Genomic DNA, 19,135 nt, shown 5'->3' with positions numbered 1-19,135 from the left:
TCAGTTGTCCTCGTCGAAGCGGCGTTCGAACAGGCCGACCACCGCCTCCATCGCGGCGGCTTCGTCCTCGCCGTTGATCCGCACCGTGACCGGAGTGCCCTGGCCAGCGGCCAGCAGCATTACGCCCATGATGCTCTTGGCGTTGATCTCACGGCCCTTGGCGGCCATGGTCACGTTGCAGCGGAACGGCGCCAGGGTCTGCACCAGCTTGGCGGTGGCCCGGGCGTGCAGGCCCAGGCGGTTGCTGACGGTGAGTTCTCGTTCAAGCATCGTCGACTATCGCTCCATTACGGGTACCCGCCGCGGCTGTGGCGGGCAGTTGATCCAGTCCCTGTTCCGGATAATTCATCACCCGCAGCAACATCGGCAGGCTCAGCGCCGACACCCGGCGAACCGGGGTCCCCAGCCGGGCCAGCTGCCCGGCAAGGTTGGCGGGGCTGGCGCCGTACAGGTCGGTCAGGATCAGCACGCCTTCCCCCCCATCGACCCGCCGCAGGGCGGCCGAGGCGAGCGGGAGCAGGGCGTCCAGGTCTGCGTCGAACGGTACTTCGAAAGCTTCGGTTTTCAGCGGCAACTGCCGCAGGAGCCGGGTCGCCACGTCAAGCAGGGCGGTCCCGACCCCGGGATGTGTTACGAGGAGAATGCCACAGGTCATTACTGCACGTTAACAGGTCAAGGTGAATCGGCGATAGCAGCAGATGAGGGGCACTGTGTCCCGTATTCAGCGTTACCGGGGTCAGAGCCCTTTTCCCCTGGAAAAGGGATCCGACCCCATGCGTTTTTCGATGCCTGACCGGGATTCATCCACGCATGGCGTGGATCTACCGTGTCGACCAAGGTCGACACCTACCAACAGCAACACCGCCTCGCCATCCCACGGAATGCCGCTTTTGCTTTTGCTGTTGCCGGCCAGCGGCCGGCACTACCAGCGGGTGCCGGGTGCAGCCCGGCCGACCCCCTCAGTCCTGTTCGCGGTGATACGTCGCCACGTCTTCCCAGCCCATCTCGCGGGCATGCCGCGCCATGCGCTCGGCCAGGAACACCGAGCGATGCTTGCCGCCGGTGCAGCCGAACGCCACGGTCACATAGCTGCGGGTGCCATCGCCCAGCTTCGGCAGCCAGGTATCGAGGAAATCCATCAGCTGGGTCAGGTAACGCTGCACGTCCGGCTGCGCTTCCAGGTAGTCGCGCACGCCGGGCTCACGACCGCTGAGCGCACGCAGATCCGGATCCCAGTGCGGATTGGGCAGCACCCGCGCATCGAACACGAAGTCCGCCTCGGCCGGTACGCCGCGCTTGTAGGCGAACGATTCGAACAGCAGCGACAGGCGCGTGGCGTGGTCCAGCGCGAACTCGGTGATGATGCGCCGCCGCAGCTGGTGCACATTGAGGTTGCTGGTGTCGATCACCGCATCGGCCTCGCGGCGCAGCGGCGCGGTCAATTCACGCTCGCGGGCGATCGCTTCGGGCAGTGACAGGCCCAGCTGGCTCAACGGATGGCGGCGGCGGGTGTCGGCGTAGCGCTTGAGCACCGCCTCGTCGCTGGCTTCGAAGAACAGCACCTTCACTTCCACGCCGGCGTCGGTGGCGAGCTGCCGCCAATCGCCCAGTTGGCTCAGGTCGGCCTGGCCGCGCACGTCGATGCCCACCGCCAGCCGGCGCGGCGCGCTGCCGTCATGGTTGGCCAGCAGGCTGCGCACGAAGTCCGGCAGCAGGTGGATCGGCAGGTTGTCCGAGCAGTAGTAGTCCTGGTCCTCGAAGGTCTTCAGGGCGACGGATTTACCCGAGCCGGACAGGCCGCTGACGATGATCAGGGTCGGGGCGGTGGGGGTTGCGGTGCTCATGGACAGGCTCTTCGAAGGGCAGGGGAATCAGGGTGTTCGCCGTTCCAGCAGGTTGCTGTGACGGGCGATGAACATCGCCGCCGGGTCGATGCCCTTGGTGCGCAGGATGTGCAGGCGGGTGGCGGCCTCGGTCAGCACGGCCAGGTTGCGGCCAGGCATCACCGGCAGCGTGATCAGCGGTACATCCAGGTCCAGCACATGGCGGGTGCCCGAATCGCCGGTCAGGCGCTCGTAGCCATGCGGGGTGGGTTCGGTCATCGGCTTGGTCAGGTGGACGATCAGCCGAAGGTACTTGTTCTTCTTTACAGCCGTGTCGCCGAACATCTCGCGCACGTTCAGCACGCCCAGGCCGCGCACTTCCAGCAGGTCCTGCAGCAGTTCGGGACAGGTGCCGTCGAGCACGTCCGGGGCGATCTGGGTGAATTCGGGGGCATCGTCGGCGACCAGGCGGTGGCCGCGGCTGAGCAGCTCCAGTGCCAGCTCGCTTTTACCCGACCCGGCCTCGCCGGTGATCAGCACGCCGATGGAGTAGATCTCCATGAACACGCCATGCAGGATCACCCGCGGCGCCAGCGTGCGGGCCAAGTGGTAGGACAGGTGGTTGAGCAGTTCGTGGCCGCGCTTGGGCGACAGCCACAGCGGCGTGCCGGATTCGTCAGCGGCGGCACGGAGGTCTTCCGGGCAGGCCTGGTTGCGGGTCAGCACCAGCGCCAGCGGGTGCGACTGCATGATCTTTTCGATGGTCTCCCAACGCTGGCGCGGCTCCAGCGCATCCAGCCAGGACAGTTCCTCGGTGCCCAGGATCTGCACCTTGTTGGGGTAGATCGCATTGAGATAACCAGCCAGCGATGGACGCCGCGAGACCGTGTTGCCGGCCTCCAGTTCGCGCTTCTCGCCGGACTTGCCGGCAGCCCAGCGCAGCCCCAGCCGCTCGCGCTGCTGTTCGAACAGTTCACGGGCGGTGATGCTGGTATTCATGCGGCACTCGCAGGTGGGGTCATGTCCAGCGCCTCGCGCAGCGCCCGGGCATCGCCCGCTTCGCGCAGGGCCTGGCGGATCTCCGGCGCCGAGAACAGCTCGGCCAGCTCGGACAGCAGCATCAGGTGCTGGTGGGTGTAGTGGGCGGGGACGGCCATGGCGAACACCAGGTCCACCGGCTCGTCGCCGCCGAAGTCGACCGGGGAGGCCAACCGCAGCAGGGCGCCGCGGGGGCGGTCCAGGGTTGGCGCGCGGCCGTGGGGAATGGCGATGCCGTGACCGATCGCGGTGCTGCCCAGCGCTTCGCGCTGGCACAGGTTCAGATAGATCTGTTCGGCGTTGGCCTGGCGGCAGGCCAGCAACCCGGCGGCGGCCTGCAGGACGCTGTCGCGGTCGGTGGCCGTGCAGAGCTGGGTCTGCACGGCCGCCAGGAGGTCAGTCAGGGGCATGTCTGCGGGGAACGGTGGCGATCAGCCACCATTGTCGCCCACCGGCAGCGGTGCGTGCTGCTGTTTTTTCTCCTTGTGCTTGATCACCAGACGGTCAAGCTTGTCCGCAAGCAGGTCGATCGCGGCATACATGGTCTGGGCATTGGCCTCGGCGTGCAGGGTCTGGCCGGGAATGTTGAGGCTGGCGTCGACGTGGTGTTCGGTCTTCTGCAGCTTGAGGGTCACCCGCGCTTCGCAGTGCTGGTCGAAGTGTTTGCCGATCCGGGCCAGCTTCTCCTCTACATAGGACTGCAGGGCCGGGGTGACTTCGACATCTTTGCCAAACGTTTCGATGCGCATCGGGTTTCTCCTGTGTTCGGATGTGCCAATGAACCTCTCCGCCGGGCGCGGCGGCGCGTCAAGCGATTCTGACCCTTTCGTGCGAGGCGGAAATGTTCATGGCTTCACGATACTTCGCCACGGTGCGTCGCGCTACTGGAATTCCCGACGATTTGAGCAGGTCAGCCAGCTTGGCGTCAGAAAGCGGCTTGCGCGGGTTCTCGTCGTCGATCAGGCGCCGGATCATCGCCTGGATGGCCGTGCTGGACGCCTCGCCACCGCCCTCGGTATCGATGCCCGAGGCGAAGAAGGCGCGCAGCGGCAGGGTGCCGCGCGGGGTACGCACGTGCTTGCGGGCGATCGCGCGCGAGACCGTGGATTCGTGCAGGCCGAGCTCGGCGGCGATCTCGCGCAGGGTCAGTGGACGCAGTGCCTGCTCGCCGAACTCAAGGAAACCGGCCTGCTGCAGGATCAGGCTGCGCACGACGCGCAGCAGGGTTTCGCCGCGCTGCTGCAGTCCTTTCAGCAGCCAGCGCGCTTCCTGCAGCTGGGTACGCAGGTAGCCGGCATCGGCGTCGCCACAACGTCGGATCAGCTGTTCGTAGCCGCGGTGGATCACCACCTTCGGACCGGCGTGCGCGGCCAGCGCTGCGCGCCACACGCCGTTCTGCCGCCACACCACCACATCCGGCACCACGTAGGTGTCCGGCGACAGCGGTGCGATCTGCGTGCCCGGGCGCGGGTCCAGCGAACGCAGCAGGGTGACCGCCGTCTCGACCTCGTCCAAGGGCTGTTTCAGTTCATGGGCCAGCCCGGCGACGCCACTGCGCGGCAGCCGTTCCAGCGGGCCTGCGGCAATCTGTCGCGCCAGCACCAGGCCGGGTGTATCGTCGGCCAGCACATCCAGCTGCAGCTGCAGGCATTCGCCGAGCGTGCGTGCAGCCACGCCGACCGGGTCGAAACGCTGGATGCGATGCAGCACAGCGAGGATCTCATCCTCGTCGGCGTGGATCGCCGGCAACAGGGTTTCGGCGATGGTGGCCAGCGGTTCGCGCAGGTAGCCGTCGTCGTCCAGCGCATCGATCAGTGCAGCGCCGATGCTGCGGTCATGCGTGGAAAGATGCGACAGGTGCAACTGCCACAGCAGGTGGTCGGCCAGCGTTTCGGTTTCGGCCACGCGTTCGGCGGCGCTGCCGATATCGTCGTCGTCGTCGAAGCTGCCTCCGCTACCGGACGCGCTCCAGTCCAGTTCGGCCGGTGCCCAGTCGTCGCCGGCATCGGTGCGTTCTGCGGGAGCTTCGCTGTCGTTGCCATCGCCGGCTTCGCTGGCGGTGCTGCCGTCGTTGCTGTCGGCCCAGTCCAGCAGCGGATTGCTCTCCACCGCCTGTGCGATTTCCAGCTCCAGCTCGGTGCTCGACATCTGCAGCAGCTTGATCGCCTGCTGCAGCTGGGGCGTCAGCACCAGCTGCTGTCCCAACGATGTCTGCAGCCGAGTCTTCATGCCTGTGCCGAAAGGAAGGAGAGGGACCCGGCGACTGCTTCACAGCTTGAAGGAATCCCCGAGGTAGACGCGACGCACATCGGCGTTGTCCAGGATCGCTTCCGGCGAACCCTGGGCCAGCACGCTGCCCTCGGCGAGGATATACGCGCGGTCGCAGATACCCAAGGTCTCGCGCACGTTGTGGTCGGTGATCAGCACGCCGATGCCACGTTGCTTGAGATGGGTGACGATGCGCTGGATCTCGCCGACCGAAATCGGGTCGACACCGGCGAACGGTTCGTCGAGCAGGATCAGGCGCGGCTGCGCGGCCAGGGCACGGGCGATCTCGCAGCGGCGGCGCTCGCCACCGGACAGGCTGGCGCCGAGCTGGTCGGCGACGTGGCCCAGCTGCAGTTCGTCGAGCAGGCTGTTCAATTCACGCTCGCGGCCAGCCGAATCCAGGCCCTCGCGCAGCTCCAGCACCAGGCGGATGTTGTCGGCCACGGTCAGCTTGCGGAACACCGACGGCTCCTGCGGCAGGTAACCCACGCCCTGCTTGGCCCGGGTATACATCGGGTCGCCGGTGATGTCCTTGCCGTCGAGCACGATGCTGCCAGCATCGGCGGCAACCAGGCCGACGATCATGTAGAAGCAGGTGGTCTTGCCGGCGCCGTTGGGGCCGAGCAGGCCGACCACTTCACCGGCGTCGAGGGTCAGCCCGAAGTCCTTGACGACTTCGCGTTGCTTGTACTTCTTGCGCAGGCCCTTGGCGACGAGCATTACTTCCTGCTCCCGGCCGGCGGTGCCGGCGTAGTGGCCTTGGGCTGTGCCGCAGGTGCGGCCGGGGTCTTGTTCTTCGGCGGGATGACGGTGCGCACGCGGCTGCCGTCGCCACCGGAGTTCATTTCGCCGGTGCGGGTGTTGTAGACCATGCGCTGGCCGGCATTGGTGCCGCGCGCGCTGGTGACCTTGTAGTTGCCGGTCAGGGTGATGATCTCGGTCTTGATGTCGTAGTCGATGCGATCGGCCAGCGCGTCCATCCAGGTGCCATCATCGAGCTGCTGCTTCATCTTGGCCTGCTTGCCGGTGAACACCGCACGCACGGGCTCGCCGTCCTTGAGGTAGATCTCGGCCTCGGACGAGCGCAGGTCCAGCGTGCCCTGGGTGATGATCACGCCCTGCGACAGCACGGTCTTGCCGTCGCCGGTGAGCATGCCCGACTGGGCGCCGGAATCGATGTGCATGTCTTCGTTGCGGTCGGTGGACTTGGCGAAGGCGGCGCTGGGGACAAGAAGACCGAGCGCGAGTACGGCGGCAAAGGGAATCTTCATCGGGGTCCGTTCTACCGGTAGGGGCCGCCCGGGCGGGCCGGGGGCGGGAGGGTGGGGCTGCCGGCCTTGCGCCTGTCCGGAGACGTCGCAGGCTGGCGGCGGAATCAGCGTTTGGGCGTGTAGCGGCCCTTGGACTGGCTGAGGAAATGATACGTGTTGTTCTTCGAATCCACTTCGAAGCCGACGCCGGACTGTTCCATGCCCGGGCGGGTCATGGTCACCAGGGCGTCGGTGCGGGCGCGATTCTCCCTCGGGAACACGTCCAGGTGGTCGGTGCGGAAGGTGGTCGGCACCGTGCCAGGGCCGGCCGGGCTGTCGCCCGCCACATTGCCGCGCAGCTTCATCTCGTCGCCCTTGGCGCTGAGCCAGCCGGTCTCGGCACGCAGGGTCCAGTGCTTGCCATCCTTGTCCGGCATCTCGAACAGCGGGGTGGCGATGTTGATGGTCTGGTCGCCGCGCTGGCGTTCCAGCAGCGGCGCGCGCAGGGTGGTCGATTCCTTGCCGTGCTCATCCAGGGCGACAATCTGGAAGTCGTGCAGGATGTAGTCCACGCCGACCTCCTGGCCGCCGTTGGCTGGCCCCTTGTCGCGGTTGCGCAGTGCGGCCCAGCTGCTGAGCAGGGCCGCCAGCAGCAGGCCGATGCCGAGCAGGGTGCGCCAGTTCACGGTGGGCAGGTTCATGCGCCGAACCTCGCCAGCACCGCATCCACATGACCCTGCGCGGCCAGCAGGATGTCGCACAGCTCACGTGCGGCGCCCTGTCCGCCCTCGGTACGGGTCTGCCAATGCACGCGCTCTGCAATCCATGGGTGGGCATTGGCCGGAGCGACGGCCAGGCCGACCGCGCCCAGCGGTGCCAGGTCGGGCAGGTCATCGCCCATGAACGCCACCTGTTCCAGGCCGATGCCGTGCTGTGCGCACAGGGCCTGCACGCTGGCCAGCTTGTCGCCCACGGCAATCTGGGTGTCGATGCCGAGGTCGGCGCCGCGCTTGAGCGCCGACTGGCTGTTGCGCGCGGTGATCAGTACGGGGTGGATACCGTGCTGCTGCAGCAGTTTCAGGCCCAGACCGTCCTGCACGAAGTACGCCTTGCTCTCGTTGCCGTCCTTGTCGTAGTACAGCCGACCGTCGGTGAGGGTGCCGTCCACGTCGAAGCAGGCCAGGCGGATACGGGCCGCGGCGGCATGCAGGTGGGCGGGGAAGGCGGGCAGGGGGGACCAGGGCATCAGGGCGGCAGGCTCGTTGGGGGCGGGTGCGGCGTTACAGACTGAATGGGGTCTATGGACTGTCGGTTAAACCACCCGGGCCCGCAACAGGTCATGAATGTTCAGGGCACCGACTGCGCGGCCCTGGCCATCGACCACGATCAGGCCGGTGATCTTGTGGGTCTCCATCAGCCGGGCCGCCTCGACGGCCAGCTGGTCGGCGCCGATGGTGCGCGGGTTGCGCGTCATCACATCGGCGATCTTGGCGGTGCGCACGTCCAGCGCACTGTCCAGCGCGCGGCGCAGGTCGCCGTCGGTGAACAGGCCGATCAGCACGCCGTCGGCATCGACCACGGCGGTCATGCCCAGCCGTTTGCGGCTCATCTCCATCAGCGCTTCACTGAGGCTGGCGTCCGCGCCAACGCTGGGCAGGTCGTCGCCGGTGTGCATCACGTCGGTGATATGCAGCAGCAGGCGGCGGCCGAGGCTGCCGGCCGGGTGTGAACGGGCGAAATCGTCGGCGGTGAAGCCGCGTGCGTCGAGCAGGGCCACGGCCAGCGCATCACCCATCGCCAGCGAGGCGGTGGTGCTGGAGGTCGGCGCCAGCGCCAGCGGGCAGGCCTCGGCCGGCACGCTCACATCCAGATGGATGTCGGCGGCGGTGGCCAGGCTGGACTGTGGGCGGCCAGTCATGGAAATCAGCACGTTGCCCTGGCGCTTGAGCACCGGCAGCAGCATCAGAACCTCGTCCGATTCGCCCGAATAGGACAGGGCCAGCACCACATCGTCCTCGGTGATCATGCCCAGGTCGCCGTGGCCGGCTTCGCCCGGGTGCACATAGAAGGCGGGTGTGCCGGTCGAGGCCAGGGTGGCGGCGATCTTGCGGGCGATGTGGCCGGACTTGCCCATGCCGGTCGCAACCACGCGCCCACGGCTGGCCAGGATCGCCTGGCAGGCCTGCTGGAAGGCCTCGCCGAGGCGGTCGGCCACGGCATCCAGCGCCTGCCGTTCGATCTCGAACACGCGGCGGCCACTGGCGACCAGGCCGGCAGGGTCGACGGAACGGGGGGGCAACAGGGATTCGGCCATGCGGACGCCACGCAGCGGAAGTAGAATGGAGGCACATTTTATTAGGAAAGCCCGTTGGACGCCGACACCATCCGCAATCTGATCGAAACCGGCCTGCCCGGCGCCCGCGCCGACGTGCAGGGCGACGATGGCGTGCATTTCGAAGCGACCGTGGTCTGCGAGGCCTTCGCCGGCAAGATGCCGCTGGCCCGCCACCGCATGGTGTATGCCACGCTGGGCGACCTGATGGGCGGCGCGATCCACGCGCTGGCGCTGAAAACCGTGACCCCGGCCGAAGCCGGCTGAACCGCAGAAGATCCCGAATACATGGCCAAGATCGTTGTGACCGGCGGCGCTGCGCTGCACGGTGAAGTGAGCATCTCCGGCGCCAAGAACGCCGTCCTCCCCATTCTCTGCGCGACCCTGCTGGCCGATGCGCCGGTGGAGATCACCAACGTGCCGCACCTGCACGACGTGGTCACCACGGTGAAGCTGCTGGGCGAGCTGGGCGCCAAGGTCACCATCGACCAGGGCACGCTGTCGCGTGGCAGTGCGATCGTGGTCGACCCGCGTTCGGTCAACCAGCACGTGGCACCGTACGAGCTGGTCAAGACCATGCGCGCCTCGATCCTGGTGCTGGGCCCGCTGCTGGCCCGCTTCGGTGCGGCGGAAGTATCGCTGCCGGGCGGCTGCGCGATCGGTTCGCGTCCGGTCGACCAGCACATCAAGGGCCTGCAGGCGCTGGGCGCCGAGATCGTGGTCGAGAACGGCTTCATCAAGGCCACCGCCAAGCGTCTGAAGGGCGGCCACTTCACCTTCGACATGGTCAGCGTCACCGGCACCGAGAACGTGCTGATGGGCGCGGTGCTGGCCGAAGGCACCACCATCCTCGACAACTGCGCGATGGAACCGGAAGTGACCGATCTGGCGCACTGCCTGATCGCGCTGGGCGCGAAGATCGAAGGCCTCGGCACCGCGCGCCTGGTGATCGAAGGCGTCGAGCGCCTGTCCGGTGGCCGCCACGAAGTGCTGCCCGACCGCATCGAGACCGGCACCTTCCTGGTGGCCGCAGCAATGACCGGCGGCAAGGTCACGGTCAACCGCGCACGCCCGAACACCATGGACGCGGTGCTGTCCAAGCTGGTCGAGGCCGGCGCGAAGATCGAGACCACCGACGACACCATCACCCTGGACATGCAGGGCAAGCGGCCGAAGGCGGTCAACCTCACCACCGCGCCGTACCCGGCGTTCCCGACCGACATGCAGGCGCAGTTCATGGCGCTCAACTGCGTGGCCGACGGCGTGGGCGTGATCAATGAAACGATCTTCGAGAACCGGTTCATGCACGTCAACGAACTGCTGCGTCTGGGCGCGGACATCCAGGTCGAAGGGCATACCGCCATCGTGCGTGGCAACGAACACCTGAGTGGTGCGCCGGTGATGGCCACCGACCTGCGTGCATCGGCCTCGCTGATCCTGGCCGGCCTGATGGCCAGCGGCGAGACCACCATCGACCGCATCTACCACCTTGATCGTGGCTACGAGAACATCGAAGAGAAGCTGTCTTCGCTCGGTGCCACCATCCGGCGCGTGCCATGATCCTGCGCGGCAAGTTCAGCCCGCGCCGCAAGGCGCTGCTGGCCCTGGTGCTGATCGTGCTGGCGTGGCTGGGCTATGCCTGGTACGCCAACATCGCCATCACCCAGGGCATCGAGCAGAAGGACATGGACTGGAACGGCGACGGCACGGTCTCGCGTGATGAGATCATCGAGTCGTTCTATGCGGTTGCGGTGAATGACAGCCAGGACGGCAACCGCCATTGCCGCACCTTCGTCTGGCGCAGCACCGGCGAGCAGATCCGCGTGGACTGCCGCACCGAGTTCAAGGCGGCCGAAGAGAAACCGGCCGAAGCGAAGAAATAAGAAAACGCCCGCGGAAGCGGGCGTTTTCTTTCGCGGGGTCGGATCCCTTTCCGACGGAAAGGGCTCTGACCCAGCCATGTCGCAACCGGGGTCAGAGCCCTTCCCGGGGGAAGGGATCCGACCCCAACAATCAGTTCATCGCCTTGATGGTCAGGTCCAGCGCATCGCGGCCGCTCTCACGTTGCAGCATGCGCGCCGGCACCGGGAATTCCGGCACGATCCACGCGATCAGTTCCTTGTTGCCATCGGCACGCGAGACCTTGGTGGCCTCGTAGCTCTTGCCACCCACGGTGATCGATTCCTTGCCGACCACGCGGTAGGTCATGTTCTTGATGCGGCCCTCGTCGACCATGCGATAGGTCAGCGGCTTGCCCGCGGCCAGGTCACGGGCGATCGCCAGGTTGATCAGCAGCGCATCCATGTCACCGGCTTTCAGCGCAATCGGTCCAGCGCGATCCGGCTTGATGTCGCCGGTCCAGGTGGCCTGGTTGCTGGTCCAGTTGTAGTTGGCCTGCACGTTGCGCTTCTTCACCAGCAGCGCCGAACGGTCCTGGCTGCTGAGCGGGCGCAGCTGGCCACGCACTTCCTCGAACACTGTGCTCTGGCTGAGGTCGGCCAGCTGGTTCTTCACCTGCAGGCTGTAGCGCCACTTGTTGCTGCCTTCGCTGGCCAGGGTCATGGTGCCGTTGGCCTGCATGCCCATGTAGCTGGCCAGGTAATCGGCCTTGAACGGTTCCAGCGCCATGGCCGGCAGGCTGGCCACGGTCAATGCCGCAGCCGCGATCCAGGTGAGGGGGCGGGTCAGGGTGCTCATGCTCAGACTCCTTGGTATTCGATCAGGCGCAGGTCGACGCGGTCTTCGCCGTCTTCGCGTTGCAGGATGCGCACCGGGGTGGGGACACCGTTGGCGATCCAGAGGATGGTTTCGTTGTTGCCGCCGTTGGTCCGGTAGACCCGCAGGGCGTTGTAGGACAGGTCGCCGACCTCTACGTTCTCGGTCTGCGGCGCGGCCTGGTAGTCGTGCTGGCGGACCTTGCCCATGTCCACGTAGCGGTAGTGCATGGTGGCACCCGGGCGGGCGTCGCGCATGATCGCCAGGTTGATCAGCAGCGCGCTCTGGTCACCCGGCTGCAGCGGGATCGGCTGCGCACGTTCCTTCTTGACGTCGCCGGTCCACTGCGCGGTACCGGCCTGCCAGTTGTAGGTACCGACCGCCTTCTTGCCCAGGAACAGGCCCTTGCGCACCGTGCTCTGGCTGAGCGGTGCATAGGTGCCGCCGCGTTCTTCGAACACGGTGCTCTGCTCGATGTTCAGGCCCAGCACGCTGGCGAAGCCGCGGCGGCCGACCACCTGCATGTCCACCCGCCACTGATTACCGCCGGTGTGGGTGACCTGCATGCTGGCATCGCCGGCCTCCTTGCTCTTGTAGAAGGCCTGGTAGGTGGCGGTGAACGGCTGCAGCGGCGGCGGCTCCCAGGCCAGTGCCGGAGGCATCGGCACGGCCGGTTCGGCGGGCGGCTGCACAACGGGTACCGGCTGCGCAGGGGCCGCAGGCGGTTGCGCCTGTCCCCAGCCCACGCCGGGAAGCACGGCAAGCGACAACAGCAGTGAAGTGGACAGCAGGGTCGTGGTCTTCATGGAGGACAGGGACCGCAGGAGGGGGCAGGATGCCAGCCCCGCAGTCATCGGGGCGTGTGCATGGGGACTACCGGTTCAGGTTCCCGGCGGAATCTAGGGCCAACGGGCTAAACAGGGGGTGACCGTCCAGTTGCGGCTGGCCCTCCCGTTCAGCCAGGCGGCCGGCGCACAACAGCTGCAGGGTGGCGATCAGCAGGGGATGCTCCACCGCCAGCACGCGTGCAGCCAGGCTGTCCGCGTCATCGCCGGGCAGCACCGGCACCCGCACCTGCGCCAGGACGGCGCCGGCGTCCAGCTCGGGCACGACGAGGTGCACGCTGGCACCGTGCTCGGCATCGCCGGCGTCCAGTGCGCGCGCGTGCGTGCCCAGGCCCTTGTGCAGTGGCAGCAGTGACGGGTGGATGTTGACCAGGCGGCCATCGAAGCGCTGCACGAAGGCGGCGCCGAGGATGCGCATGTAGCCGGCGCAGATGATCCAGTCTGGCTGCACGGCGGCCAGTGCATCGCCCAGTGCCTGCTCGTAGGCGGCGCGGTCGTCGAACTCCTTGGGTGCATGCGCCCAGCGCAGGCCGGCATCGACACGCAGCAGAGCGTCCGCGGCGGGGCGGTCGGAAAACACGCCGACCACCTCGGCCGGCAGTCGGCCGTCGGCAATGGCATCGAGGATGGCCTGCAGGTTGCTGCCACGACCGGAGGCAAGCACGGCGATGCGGGTGGGTGTAGTCATTGCAGGGCGCTCCGGCGGATCAGCGGCCAGGTCAGCAGGCTGCCCACGGTGGCCATCAGCATGTCGGCATGCGCGTCCCACATGTCGCCCTGCTGGCCGTTGTAGGCCTCGGCGGCATCCGGTGACAGGGCCAGTGCGATGGCCCACTCGAACCATTCATAGACCAGGCTGGCGCACATCACCGTCATCACCACCAGGGTGAAAGCCTGGCCCAGGCGCAGCGCCGGCCACGCGTGGCGGGCCAGCTGCAGCAGCGCAGGGGTGAAGCAGACGCCGAACAGGAAGTGGATGAGGCGGTCGAAATGGTTGCGCTGCCAGCCGAATGCCGTATTCGGCGACCAGCCGGTCAGCGTCTGCGCCCAGGCGTCGTAGGGTACGTTGGAATACAGCCAGCGCGCGGCCACGCAGTGCAGGGCGATGAAACCGCAGATCGCGATGAAGGCACCGTTGCCCAGCCAGCCGCCGCGACGGTCGACCCACAGCAGCGCGGCCAGCCCGATCACGGTCAGGGTGCTGTGCAGGGCCTGTTCGGTAGGCCACAGCGGGTGGACCCAGCTGATTGCGAACACCGCCAGCACGGCGGCAAAGGCCAGCTTCTTCGGGCCGGAGAAGCGGGTGGTGGTGGGCGACGCAGTCGTGGAGAGGGCAGGCGAGGACATGTCGGGTCGATCAGGAAAGGGCGGTCGTCTGCCGGCCGGCTCAGACGCTGAGGTGGTCGCCGCGGTCGAACAGGGCGGCCATGTCCGGCTTGCCGAGGAAGACCCAGGCATAGGCGGCCAGCGCCATGCCCAGTGGGCCGGCCAGCACGCCCAGCCACGCCGCGCGCCGGCACCAGGCCAGTCCCGTGCAGCGTGACAGCAGGCGGGCGGTATGCAGCTGCACGAAGCCCAGCACCGCAGCCAGCGCGGCGATGGACGCATAGATCGTGGTCAGCATCCAGGCATCGTCCAGCCCACGCGAGTGGGCCACCCACGCGCTGAGGCCAAGGAACGCCACTGTGGCGAACCAATGGAAGCCGGCCAGTGCGAAGAACAACACCTTCAGCGTCTGCAGGTGGCTGGCCAGCTGCAGCTGCGCCAGGGTCTGCTGCGGCAGCGGTGGTGGATTGCCGGAGGCGGTCATGCGGGCGTGGCGGGAAGGTCGAAGGCGGCCTTCACCTGCGGGCGCAGCAGGGTGATGAGGCTGAACACCCCCAGCACCGTGCCGATGGGGGTGAACAGGCAGGCCAGGCCGGCCGCGATCAGGCACAGCAGGTAGCGGCGTCTCTGGGCCAGGCAGCGGCCGGCATAGGCGACGAACGCGCCCAGGGTGACGCCACCGAATACGGCGACGCAACCGATGAGGGTGAACATCCAGCCGAACAGGCGCTGCTCGGCCGGTGACGACGGCTGGCCGCCGGAATTCATCGGCAGGTTGCCGGTGAGCGCGGTGATGCCCAGTACGATGTGGATGATGAAGATCAGCGAGAACAGCACGATCAGGCCGCCGACCACGTAGTGCGCGATGGCCAGCATGCGCAGGTGGTCGGCGTCCTGCGCGCTGAACACCGGTACCGTCGCCAGCGGCGGCGGCACGGGGGCGGGCGACAAGGGGGGCGTTGCGTCCATGCGGGCTCCTGGGTTGCCGGGATCAGCCGATGTGGACGCGCTCAGCGCCTTCGGCGGTGACCACCTGGCCGATGGTCCAGTGCTCCAGGCCCTGCGCCTTGACCGCCTCGGACACGGCAGCCACCTGGTCCGGCGCGACGATCAGCACGAAGCCGATACCGCAGTTGAAGGTGCGCCACATCTCGCTGTCGGCTACCGCGCCTTCCTTCTGCAGCCACTGGAACACCGGCGGCAGGGTCCAGGACGAGGCCTGGATGTCCAGGCCGAGGCCGTCGGGCACCACGCGGATGATGTTCTCGGTCAGGCCGCCACCGGTGATGTGGGCCATGCCGTGGATGGCCGCGCCGTGCGACTTCAGCAGCGACAGGATCGGCTTGACGTACAGGCGGGTCGGCGCCATCAGCGCATCGACCAGCTTCACGCCGCCTTCCAGCTCCAGCTCGGCCGGGCGGCCGGCGCGGTCGTAGATGCGGCGCACCAGCGAGTAGCCGTTGGAATGCGGGCCGGACGAGGCGATGCCGATCAGCACGTCGCCGGCAGCCACGCTGGCGCCGTCCTTCAGCTCGCTCTTCTCGACCGCGGCGACGGTGAAGCCGGCCAGGTCGTACTCGCCCGGGGCATACATGTCGGGCATTTCAGCGGTTTCGCCGCCGATCAGCGCGCAGCCGGCCTCGGTGCAGCCGTTGGCGATGCCGCCCACGACCGCCGCGGCGGTGTCGATGTCCAGCTTGCCGGTGGCGAAGTAGTCCAGGAAGAACAGCGGCTCGGCGCCCTGCACCAGCACGTCGTTCACGCACATGGCGACCAGGTCGATGCCGATCGTATCGTGGCGGTTCAGCTGGTGGGCCAGCTTCAGCTTGGTGCCCACGCCGTCGGTACCCGACACCAGCACCGGCTCGCGGTACTTGTTGGACAGGTCGAACAGGGCGCCGAAGCCACCCAGGCCGCCCATCACTTCCGGGCGGAAGCTGCGCTTGACCAGGGGCTTGATCCGCTCGACCAGCGCGTTGCCGGCGTCGATGTCGACACCCGCGTCACGGTAGGTGAGGGGGGAAGGGGCGGAAGACGGGGTGTTGGTCACGGGCGTCGGCGCTGGCAGGGGTTGAACGGGCGATTTTAACAGGCCGCATTGGCGCAAAGGCCGTATTCGGGCAACAATTCCCCCGGATACGTCGAGCCAATGGATGTCCTGATGCGCCGCAGCCTGATTCTGACCCTGCTCCTTGCGCTGAGCCTGCCGGTGGCCACGATGGCCCAGAGCGGCCTTCGCACCGAGGGTGATGTCGCCACCGCCAGTGGTGCGTACGAGGCCGAAGTGCCCGTCAACAGCCAAGCCGAAGCCGACCGCAACGGTGCCCTGGCCCGCGCCTTGAGCGTTGTACTGGGCAAATTGTCCGGCGATCGCAGCGTGATGTCGCGCCCCGGCGTGGCGCAGGCGCTGCGCAATGCCAAGGATTACGTGGCCAGCTACGACTACAAGCAGGACCAGAGCGTGAGCGCCAGTGGCGCCCCCAGCTTCCGCACCCTGCTGGTGGCGCGCTTCCGCGAGGACGACGTCGATTCGCTGGTGTCGGCGCTGGGCCTGCCGCTGTGGCCGCAGCCGCGACCGAAGCCGGTGCTGTGGCTGGCCGTCGATGACGGCAGCGGCCCGCGCCTGGTCAGCGTGCAGCAGGCCAACGCCGCCCGACCGCTGCTGAACCGCGCCATTGAACGCGGCTACAAGCTGGGCCTGCCCAGCGGTGGTGCCGCCGAACAGGCGCTGGCCGGTGCCATCTGGCGCCAGGACAGTGCCGCCGTGGCCCGTGCCTCTTCGCGCTACTCGCCGCCGATGCAGCTGATCGGCAAGCTGTACCGCGCCAACGGCGGCTGGCAGGCGGACTGGGTGTTCGTCGACAACGGCCGTGAGCTGAACAAGTGGACCAGCAAGGACGCCAACGCCATGCGCGCGATGGCCGCCGGTGCCGATGGTGCCGCCGATGCGCTGGTCAAGCGCTATGCCAAGGCCGGCGCCGCCGTCGGCCAGGCCGGGAGCTACCGGGTGGTGGTCACCGGCATCAACAGTGCCGACGACTACCTGCGCCTGGCCGCCGGCCTGCGCGAGGTGCCGGTGGTGCGCAACGTCACCCCGCTGCATGCCTCGGCCGGCCAGCTGGAGCTGAGCCTGGAGATGACCACCGGCCTGGCCGGCTTCAACCGCATGCTGGGCGACAACGGCGTGCTGGTGCCGAGCGCGCCGCTGCCGGCCCTGCCGACGCCGATCGACGACACCACCGGTGCCCCGGTGGCCCCCCCGGTCAGCAACGAGTACCGCCTGCGATGACTCTGACCCCGGAAGCGGAAATCGCGCAGTTCCTGCGCCGCCTGAAGTACATCCTGTTCGCCGGCCTGATCGGCTGGGTGGTGTGGCTGCTGGCACCGATCCTGACCCCGTTCGTGCTGGCGCTGGCGCTGGCCTGGCTGGGTGACCCGCTGGTGGACCGCATCGAGGCCACCGGCCGCTCGCGCATGACCGGCGTGGTGCTGGTGTTCGCGGCGATGGTGCTGGTGATCGTGGCGCTGCTGCTGGTGCTGGTGCCGATGATCGAGCGCCAGATCACCACCCTGATCGCGGTCGCGCCGCAGGCACAGGCGTGGCTGATGGAAAAGGGCATTCCTTGGTTCGAGCAGAAGACCGGCCTGGAAGTGATGCAGTGGCTGGACCCGGACCGCCTGATCGAATGGGTGCGCAGCCACTGGCAGCAGGCCGGCGGCTTCGCCACCACGTTCATGGGCTACGTCTCGCGTTCGGGCTTTGCGATGGTGACCTGGGTGGTCAACATCCTGCTGCTGCCGATCCTGGCGTTCTACTTCCTGCGCGACTGGGACAAACTGGTCGAGCGGGTGGCGTCGGTGATTCCGCGCAACCAGGTCGGCACCATCAGCGCGCTGGCGCGTGAGTCCAACGAGGTGCTGGGCGCGTTCATCCGCGGCCAGTTCCTGGTGATGCTGGCGCTGGGCGTGATCTATGCCGGCGGCCTGTCGCTGGTCGGCCTCAAGCTGGGGCTGCTGATCGGCCTGATTGCCGGCCTGATCAGCTTCATTCCCTACCTGGGCGCGACCACCGGCATCCTGATGGCGGTGGTGGCCGCACTGGTGCAGGCGCAGGGCTTCGACCTGAAGCTGCTGATCCTGGTCGGCGTGGTGTTCACCGTGGGCCAGCTGCTGGAGAGCTATGTGCTGACCCCGCGCATTGTCGGCGACAAGATCGGCCTGCACCCGGTGGCAGTGATCTTCGCGGTGATGGCCGGTGGCCAGCTGTTCGGCTTCCTCGGCATGCTGCTGGCGCTGCCGGTGGCGGCGGTGACCAACGTGCTGCTGCGCTATGCCCACCAGCGTTACCGGCAGAGCGAGCTGTACGTGGGCGAGAAGCCGGCGATCGTGCTTGATGGCGTGGTCGACGCCCCCCATATCATCATTCCGGACGACAAGGGCCCCGACCTGAAGTGATGGGTGTGCCGCAACTGCCGCTGGCCCTGCATTACCCGCGGGACCAGCGCCTGGAGACTTTCATCGGTGCGCCGGATGGCGCGCTGGCGCAGCTGCGCGCGATCGCGGTCGGCGCCAGCCACGATTGGGTCTACCTGGAAGGTGCGGCGGGCACGGGCAAGACCCACCAGGCGCTGGCGATGTGCTCCAGCGCCGAGCAGGCCGGGCGACTGCCGACCTACGTACCGCTGGCCAGCGCCGCTGGCCGCGTTCGTGCGGCGCTCGATGGGCTGGAAGCGCGCGAACTGGTGGCGCTGGACGGCCTGGATGAGGTTGCCGGCAACCGTGAGGACGAGATCGCGCTGTTCGATTTCCATAACCGTGCGCGCGCTGCGGGCATGACCGTGCTGTACACGGCGCAGAAGGCGCCGGGCGAACTGGGCCTGGTGTTGCCGGACCTGCGCTCGCGGTTGGGCCAGTGCGTGCGCGTGCTGCTGCAGCCGCTGGATGAGGAAGGGCGGGCCGCGGTGCTGCGTGAGCGCGCGCTGCGGCGTGGGCTGGCGATCGACGAGGCCTCCATCGAGTGGCTGCTGTCGCATACCGGGCGCGAGCTGGGTGGCTTGATCACGCTGCTGGACTGGCTGGACCGCGAGTCGCTGGCGGCGAAGCGGCGGATCACCGTGCCGTTCCTGCGCCAGGTGCTGGAAGAAGGCCGGCCGCGTTACTGAAGGTGGGGTTTGCTTTGCAGGGCTGCGCCCTGCACCCGCCGTAGTGCCGGCCGCTGGCCGGCAACAGCAAGAGCCGAAGCAACAGCAGAAGCTGGCTTCCTGAGGGGAGGCGGGGTGGCTCAGGTTGCGGGGGACGGCGCAAGTACGTCCATGTAGCCTCGGTCGCGCCATCCATGGCGCTCACGCCCCCACAACCTGAGCCACCCCGCCTTCGACAGGTTCCCGCGATCTGCCGGGACTGCGTACTGCATTGCTGTTGATGGGTGTCGACCTTGGTCGATACGTGTCTTGCTTGTGGTGGGTGTCGACCTTGGTCGACACCAGAGCGAGCGTAGCGACGCGACCCGCTTTTGCTTTTCTTTTTTCTTTTCCGTGG

At 67.7% G+C, this 19,135-nt stretch carries 26 protein-coding genes; 6 read left to right on the top strand and 20 right to left on the bottom strand.

Annotation, left to right across the window (positions count from 1 at the left end):
- The 12 genes from N5D91_RS20080 to N5D91_RS20025 all read right to left on the bottom strand — a co-directional run bounded on the left by N5D91_RS20080 (position 1) and on the right by N5D91_RS20025 (position 8,693).
- Complete coding sequence (locus tag N5D91_RS20080; RefSeq protein ID WP_046983647.1) at positions 1–270, bottom strand: HPr family phosphocarrier protein; 270 nt, start codon at positions 268–270, stop codon at positions 1–3.
- The gene (locus N5D91_RS20075) at positions 263–655 is read right to left on the bottom strand and encodes a PTS fructose subfamily transporter subunit IIA (protein WP_010483657.1); all 393 of its coding nucleotides are present in this window, start codon (positions 653–655) and stop codon (positions 263–265) included. Before N5D91_RS20075 ends, N5D91_RS20080 begins: the two co-directional genes overlap by 8 nt.
- A gap of 304 nt (positions 656–959) precedes the next feature.
- Positions 960–1,844 carry an RNase adapter RapZ gene (gene rapZ, locus N5D91_RS20070; RefSeq protein ID WP_153856467.1) on the bottom strand — a complete coding sequence of 295 codons (885 nt, stop codon included), beginning with the start codon at positions 1,842–1,844 and terminating at the stop codon, positions 960–962.
- A gap of 27 nt (positions 1,845–1,871) precedes the next feature.
- On the bottom strand, positions 1,872–2,822 hold the full coding sequence (hprK, locus tag N5D91_RS20065) for an HPr(Ser) kinase/phosphatase (RefSeq protein WP_005408388.1): 951 nt from the start codon (positions 2,820–2,822) through the stop codon (positions 1,872–1,874).
- Entirely contained in the window at positions 2,819–3,271 is a 453-nt protein-coding gene (locus N5D91_RS20060; RefSeq protein ID WP_110711411.1) for a PTS sugar transporter subunit IIA, read from the bottom strand. The genes hprK and N5D91_RS20060 overlap by 4 nt, the downstream gene beginning before the upstream one ends.
- A gap of 21 nt (positions 3,272–3,292) precedes the next feature.
- Complete coding sequence (gene raiA / locus N5D91_RS20055; protein WP_004147311.1) at positions 3,293–3,610, bottom strand: ribosome-associated translation inhibitor RaiA; 318 nt, start codon at positions 3,608–3,610, stop codon at positions 3,293–3,295.
- 58 nt (positions 3,611–3,668) lie between these two features.
- The gene (locus N5D91_RS20050) at positions 3,669–5,090 is read right to left on the bottom strand and encodes an RNA polymerase factor sigma-54 (RefSeq protein WP_164162767.1); all 1,422 of its coding nucleotides are present in this window, start codon (positions 5,088–5,090) and stop codon (positions 3,669–3,671) included.
- 39 nt (positions 5,091–5,129) lie between these two features.
- Positions 5,130–5,849, bottom strand: a complete 720-nt coding sequence (gene lptB / locus N5D91_RS20045) for an LPS export ABC transporter ATP-binding protein (protein WP_049400688.1) — start codon at positions 5,847–5,849, stop codon at positions 5,130–5,132.
- A complete protein-coding gene (gene lptA, locus N5D91_RS20040) occupies positions 5,849–6,400 on the bottom strand; it encodes a lipopolysaccharide transport periplasmic protein LptA (RefSeq protein ID WP_153856465.1) in 552 nt (183 codons plus the stop codon). Before lptA ends, lptB begins: the two co-directional genes overlap by 1 nt.
- A gap of 104 nt (positions 6,401–6,504) precedes the next feature.
- A complete protein-coding gene (gene lptC, locus N5D91_RS20035) occupies positions 6,505–7,080 on the bottom strand; it encodes an LPS export ABC transporter periplasmic protein LptC (RefSeq protein WP_164162975.1) in 576 nt (191 codons plus the stop codon).
- The gene (locus N5D91_RS20030) at positions 7,077–7,625 is read right to left on the bottom strand and encodes an HAD hydrolase family protein (RefSeq protein WP_164162976.1); all 549 of its coding nucleotides are present in this window, start codon (positions 7,623–7,625) and stop codon (positions 7,077–7,079) included. The genes lptC and N5D91_RS20030 overlap by 4 nt, the downstream gene beginning before the upstream one ends.
- Positions 7,626–7,691: 66 nt before the next feature.
- Positions 7,692–8,693, bottom strand: coding sequence for a KpsF/GutQ family sugar-phosphate isomerase (locus tag N5D91_RS20025; protein ID WP_110711422.1), 1,002 nt, complete (start codon positions 8,691–8,693; stop codon positions 7,692–7,694).
- A gap of 54 nt (positions 8,694–8,747) precedes the next feature.
- Between N5D91_RS20025 and N5D91_RS20020 the strand changes: the two genes are divergently transcribed.
- From N5D91_RS20020 to N5D91_RS20010, 3 genes are read left to right on the top strand one after another with little or no spacing between them, the layout of a single operon-like run.
- Positions 8,748–8,978 (top strand): BolA family protein, encoded by a 231-nt coding sequence (locus N5D91_RS20020; protein WP_005408396.1) that lies wholly within the window; start codon positions 8,748–8,750, stop codon positions 8,976–8,978.
- 21 nt (positions 8,979–8,999) lie between these two features.
- A complete protein-coding gene (murA, locus tag N5D91_RS20015) occupies positions 9,000–10,271 on the top strand; it encodes a UDP-N-acetylglucosamine 1-carboxyvinyltransferase (RefSeq protein ID WP_110711424.1) in 1,272 nt (423 codons plus the stop codon).
- A complete protein-coding gene (locus N5D91_RS20010; protein ID WP_049459898.1) occupies positions 10,268–10,594 on the top strand; it encodes a hypothetical protein in 327 nt (108 codons plus the stop codon). Before murA ends, N5D91_RS20010 begins: the two co-directional genes overlap by 4 nt.
- Before the next feature lie 130 nt (positions 10,595–10,724).
- Here N5D91_RS20010 and N5D91_RS20005 read toward each other — a convergent pair whose 3' ends face one another.
- From N5D91_RS20005 to purM, 7 genes are all read right to left on the bottom strand, one after another.
- Positions 10,725–11,408, bottom strand: a complete 684-nt coding sequence (locus tag N5D91_RS20005; protein ID WP_110711426.1) for a DUF3108 domain-containing protein — start codon at positions 11,406–11,408, stop codon at positions 10,725–10,727.
- A 2-nt stretch (positions 11,409–11,410) separates the two neighbouring features.
- A complete protein-coding gene (locus N5D91_RS20000) occupies positions 11,411–12,232 on the bottom strand; it encodes a DUF3108 domain-containing protein (RefSeq protein ID WP_110711428.1) in 822 nt (273 codons plus the stop codon).
- A gap of 67 nt (positions 12,233–12,299) precedes the next feature.
- Complete coding sequence (gene purN, locus N5D91_RS19995; protein WP_164162888.1) at positions 12,300–12,959, bottom strand: phosphoribosylglycinamide formyltransferase; 660 nt, start codon at positions 12,957–12,959, stop codon at positions 12,300–12,302.
- Entirely contained in the window at positions 12,956–13,618 is a 663-nt protein-coding gene (locus N5D91_RS19990) for a DUF2238 domain-containing protein (RefSeq protein ID WP_164162887.1), read from the bottom strand. Before N5D91_RS19990 ends, purN begins: the two co-directional genes overlap by 4 nt.
- A gap of 40 nt (positions 13,619–13,658) precedes the next feature.
- Positions 13,659–14,081, bottom strand: coding sequence for a hypothetical protein (locus tag N5D91_RS19985; RefSeq protein ID WP_110711434.1), 423 nt, complete (start codon positions 14,079–14,081; stop codon positions 13,659–13,661).
- On the bottom strand, positions 14,078–14,566 hold the full coding sequence (locus tag N5D91_RS19980; protein ID WP_110711436.1) for a hypothetical protein: 489 nt from the start codon (positions 14,564–14,566) through the stop codon (positions 14,078–14,080). The genes N5D91_RS19985 and N5D91_RS19980 overlap by 4 nt, the downstream gene beginning before the upstream one ends.
- 22 nt (positions 14,567–14,588) lie before the next feature.
- On the bottom strand, positions 14,589–15,647 hold the full coding sequence (purM, locus tag N5D91_RS19975; protein ID WP_110711438.1) for a phosphoribosylformylglycinamidine cyclo-ligase: 1,059 nt from the start codon (positions 15,645–15,647) through the stop codon (positions 14,589–14,591).
- 99 nt (positions 15,648–15,746) lie between these two features.
- Here purM and N5D91_RS19970 point away from each other — a divergent pair, with 99 nt between their 5' ends.
- The 3 genes from N5D91_RS19970 to hda are packed head-to-tail and all read left to right on the top strand — an operon-like array spanning position 15,747 to position 18,759.
- Positions 15,747–16,886 carry a DUF2066 domain-containing protein gene (locus N5D91_RS19970; protein ID WP_110711440.1) on the top strand — a complete coding sequence of 380 codons (1,140 nt, stop codon included), beginning with the start codon at positions 15,747–15,749 and terminating at the stop codon, positions 16,884–16,886.
- Positions 16,883–18,052, top strand: a complete 1,170-nt coding sequence (locus N5D91_RS19965) for an AI-2E family transporter (protein ID WP_110711442.1) — start codon at positions 16,883–16,885, stop codon at positions 18,050–18,052. Before N5D91_RS19970 ends, N5D91_RS19965 begins: the two co-directional genes overlap by 4 nt.
- Positions 18,052–18,759 carry a DnaA regulatory inactivator Hda gene (hda, locus tag N5D91_RS19960; RefSeq protein WP_180854091.1) on the top strand — a complete coding sequence of 236 codons (708 nt, stop codon included), beginning with the start codon at positions 18,052–18,054 and terminating at the stop codon, positions 18,757–18,759. The genes N5D91_RS19965 and hda overlap by 1 nt, the downstream gene beginning before the upstream one ends.
- Positions 18,760–18,939: 180 nt before the next feature.
- Here hda and N5D91_RS19955 read toward each other — a convergent pair.
- The coding region (locus N5D91_RS19955; RefSeq protein WP_279922730.1) for a hypothetical protein at positions 18,940–19,135 on the bottom strand (196 nt) is incomplete at its 5' end.

It is taken from the genome of Stenotrophomonas sp. GD03794 (assembly GCF_029842145.1).
Taxonomy (GTDB): Bacteria; Pseudomonadota; Gammaproteobacteria; order Xanthomonadales; family Xanthomonadaceae; genus Stenotrophomonas; species Stenotrophomonas riyadhensis.
Note: the sequence above shows the minus strand (reverse complement) of the source record. Positions and strands in the feature narration are given on the sequence as shown.

Bases quoted from the DNA above. Each gene is read 5' to 3' on its own strand.
- N5D91_RS19965 (WP_110711442.1), top strand. From the start codon at position 16,883: ATGACTCTGACCCCGGAAGCGGAAATCGCGCAGTTCCTGCGCCGCCTG.
- hprK (WP_005408388.1), bottom strand. From the start codon at position 2,822: ATGAATACCAGCATCACCGCCCGTGAACTGTTCGAACAGCAGCGCGAG.
- lptB (WP_049400688.1), bottom strand. From the start codon at position 5,849: ATGCTCGTCGCCAAGGGCCTGCGCAAGAAGTACAAGCAACGCGAAGTC.
- N5D91_RS20030 (WP_164162976.1), bottom strand. From the start codon at position 7,625: ATGCCCTGGTCCCCCCTGCCCGCCTTCCCCGCCCACCTGCATGCCGCC.
- raiA (WP_004147311.1), bottom strand. From the start codon at position 3,610: ATGCGCATCGAAACGTTTGGCAAAGATGTCGAAGTCACCCCGGCCCTG.
- N5D91_RS20000 (WP_110711428.1), bottom strand. From the start codon at position 12,232: ATGAAGACCACGACCCTGCTGTCCACTTCACTGCTGTTGTCGCTTGCC.
- N5D91_RS19990 (WP_164162887.1), bottom strand. From the start codon at position 13,618: ATGTCCTCGCCTGCCCTCTCCACGACTGCGTCGCCCACCACCACCCGC.
- N5D91_RS19970 (WP_110711440.1), top strand. From the start codon at position 15,747: ATGGATGTCCTGATGCGCCGCAGCCTGATTCTGACCCTGCTCCTTGCG.
- N5D91_RS20050 (WP_164162767.1), bottom strand. From the start codon at position 5,090: ATGAAGACTCGGCTGCAGACATCGTTGGGACAGCAGCTGGTGCTGACG.
- N5D91_RS20025 (WP_110711422.1), bottom strand. From the start codon at position 8,693: ATGGCCGAATCCCTGTTGCCCCCCCGTTCCGTCGACCCTGCCGGCCTG.
- N5D91_RS19980 (WP_110711436.1), bottom strand. From the start codon at position 14,566: ATGGACGCAACGCCCCCCTTGTCGCCCGCCCCCGTGCCGCCGCCGCTG.
- N5D91_RS20010 (WP_049459898.1), top strand. From the start codon at position 10,268: ATGATCCTGCGCGGCAAGTTCAGCCCGCGCCGCAAGGCGCTGCTGGCC.
- lptA (WP_153856465.1), bottom strand. From the start codon at position 6,400: ATGAAGATTCCCTTTGCCGCCGTACTCGCGCTCGGTCTTCTTGTCCCC.
- lptC (WP_164162975.1), bottom strand. From the start codon at position 7,080: ATGAACCTGCCCACCGTGAACTGGCGCACCCTGCTCGGCATCGGCCTG.
- purN (WP_164162888.1), bottom strand. From the start codon at position 12,959: ATGACTACACCCACCCGCATCGCCGTGCTTGCCTCCGGTCGTGGCAGC.
- rapZ (WP_153856467.1), bottom strand. From the start codon at position 1,844: ATGAGCACCGCAACCCCCACCGCCCCGACCCTGATCATCGTCAGCGGC.
- N5D91_RS19985 (WP_110711434.1), bottom strand. From the start codon at position 14,081: ATGACCGCCTCCGGCAATCCACCACCGCTGCCGCAGCAGACCCTGGCG.
- murA (WP_110711424.1), top strand. From the start codon at position 9,000: ATGGCCAAGATCGTTGTGACCGGCGGCGCTGCGCTGCACGGTGAAGTG.
- N5D91_RS20080 (WP_046983647.1), bottom strand. From the start codon at position 270: ATGCTTGAACGAGAACTCACCGTCAGCAACCGCCTGGGCCTGCACGCC.
- hda (WP_180854091.1), top strand. From the start codon at position 18,052: ATGGGTGTGCCGCAACTGCCGCTGGCCCTGCATTACCCGCGGGACCAG.
- N5D91_RS20060 (WP_110711411.1), bottom strand. From the start codon at position 3,271: ATGCCCCTGACTGACCTCCTGGCGGCCGTGCAGACCCAGCTCTGCACG.
- N5D91_RS20075 (WP_010483657.1), bottom strand. From the start codon at position 655: ATGACCTGTGGCATTCTCCTCGTAACACATCCCGGGGTCGGGACCGCC.
- N5D91_RS20005 (WP_110711426.1), bottom strand. From the start codon at position 11,408: ATGAGCACCCTGACCCGCCCCCTCACCTGGATCGCGGCTGCGGCATTG.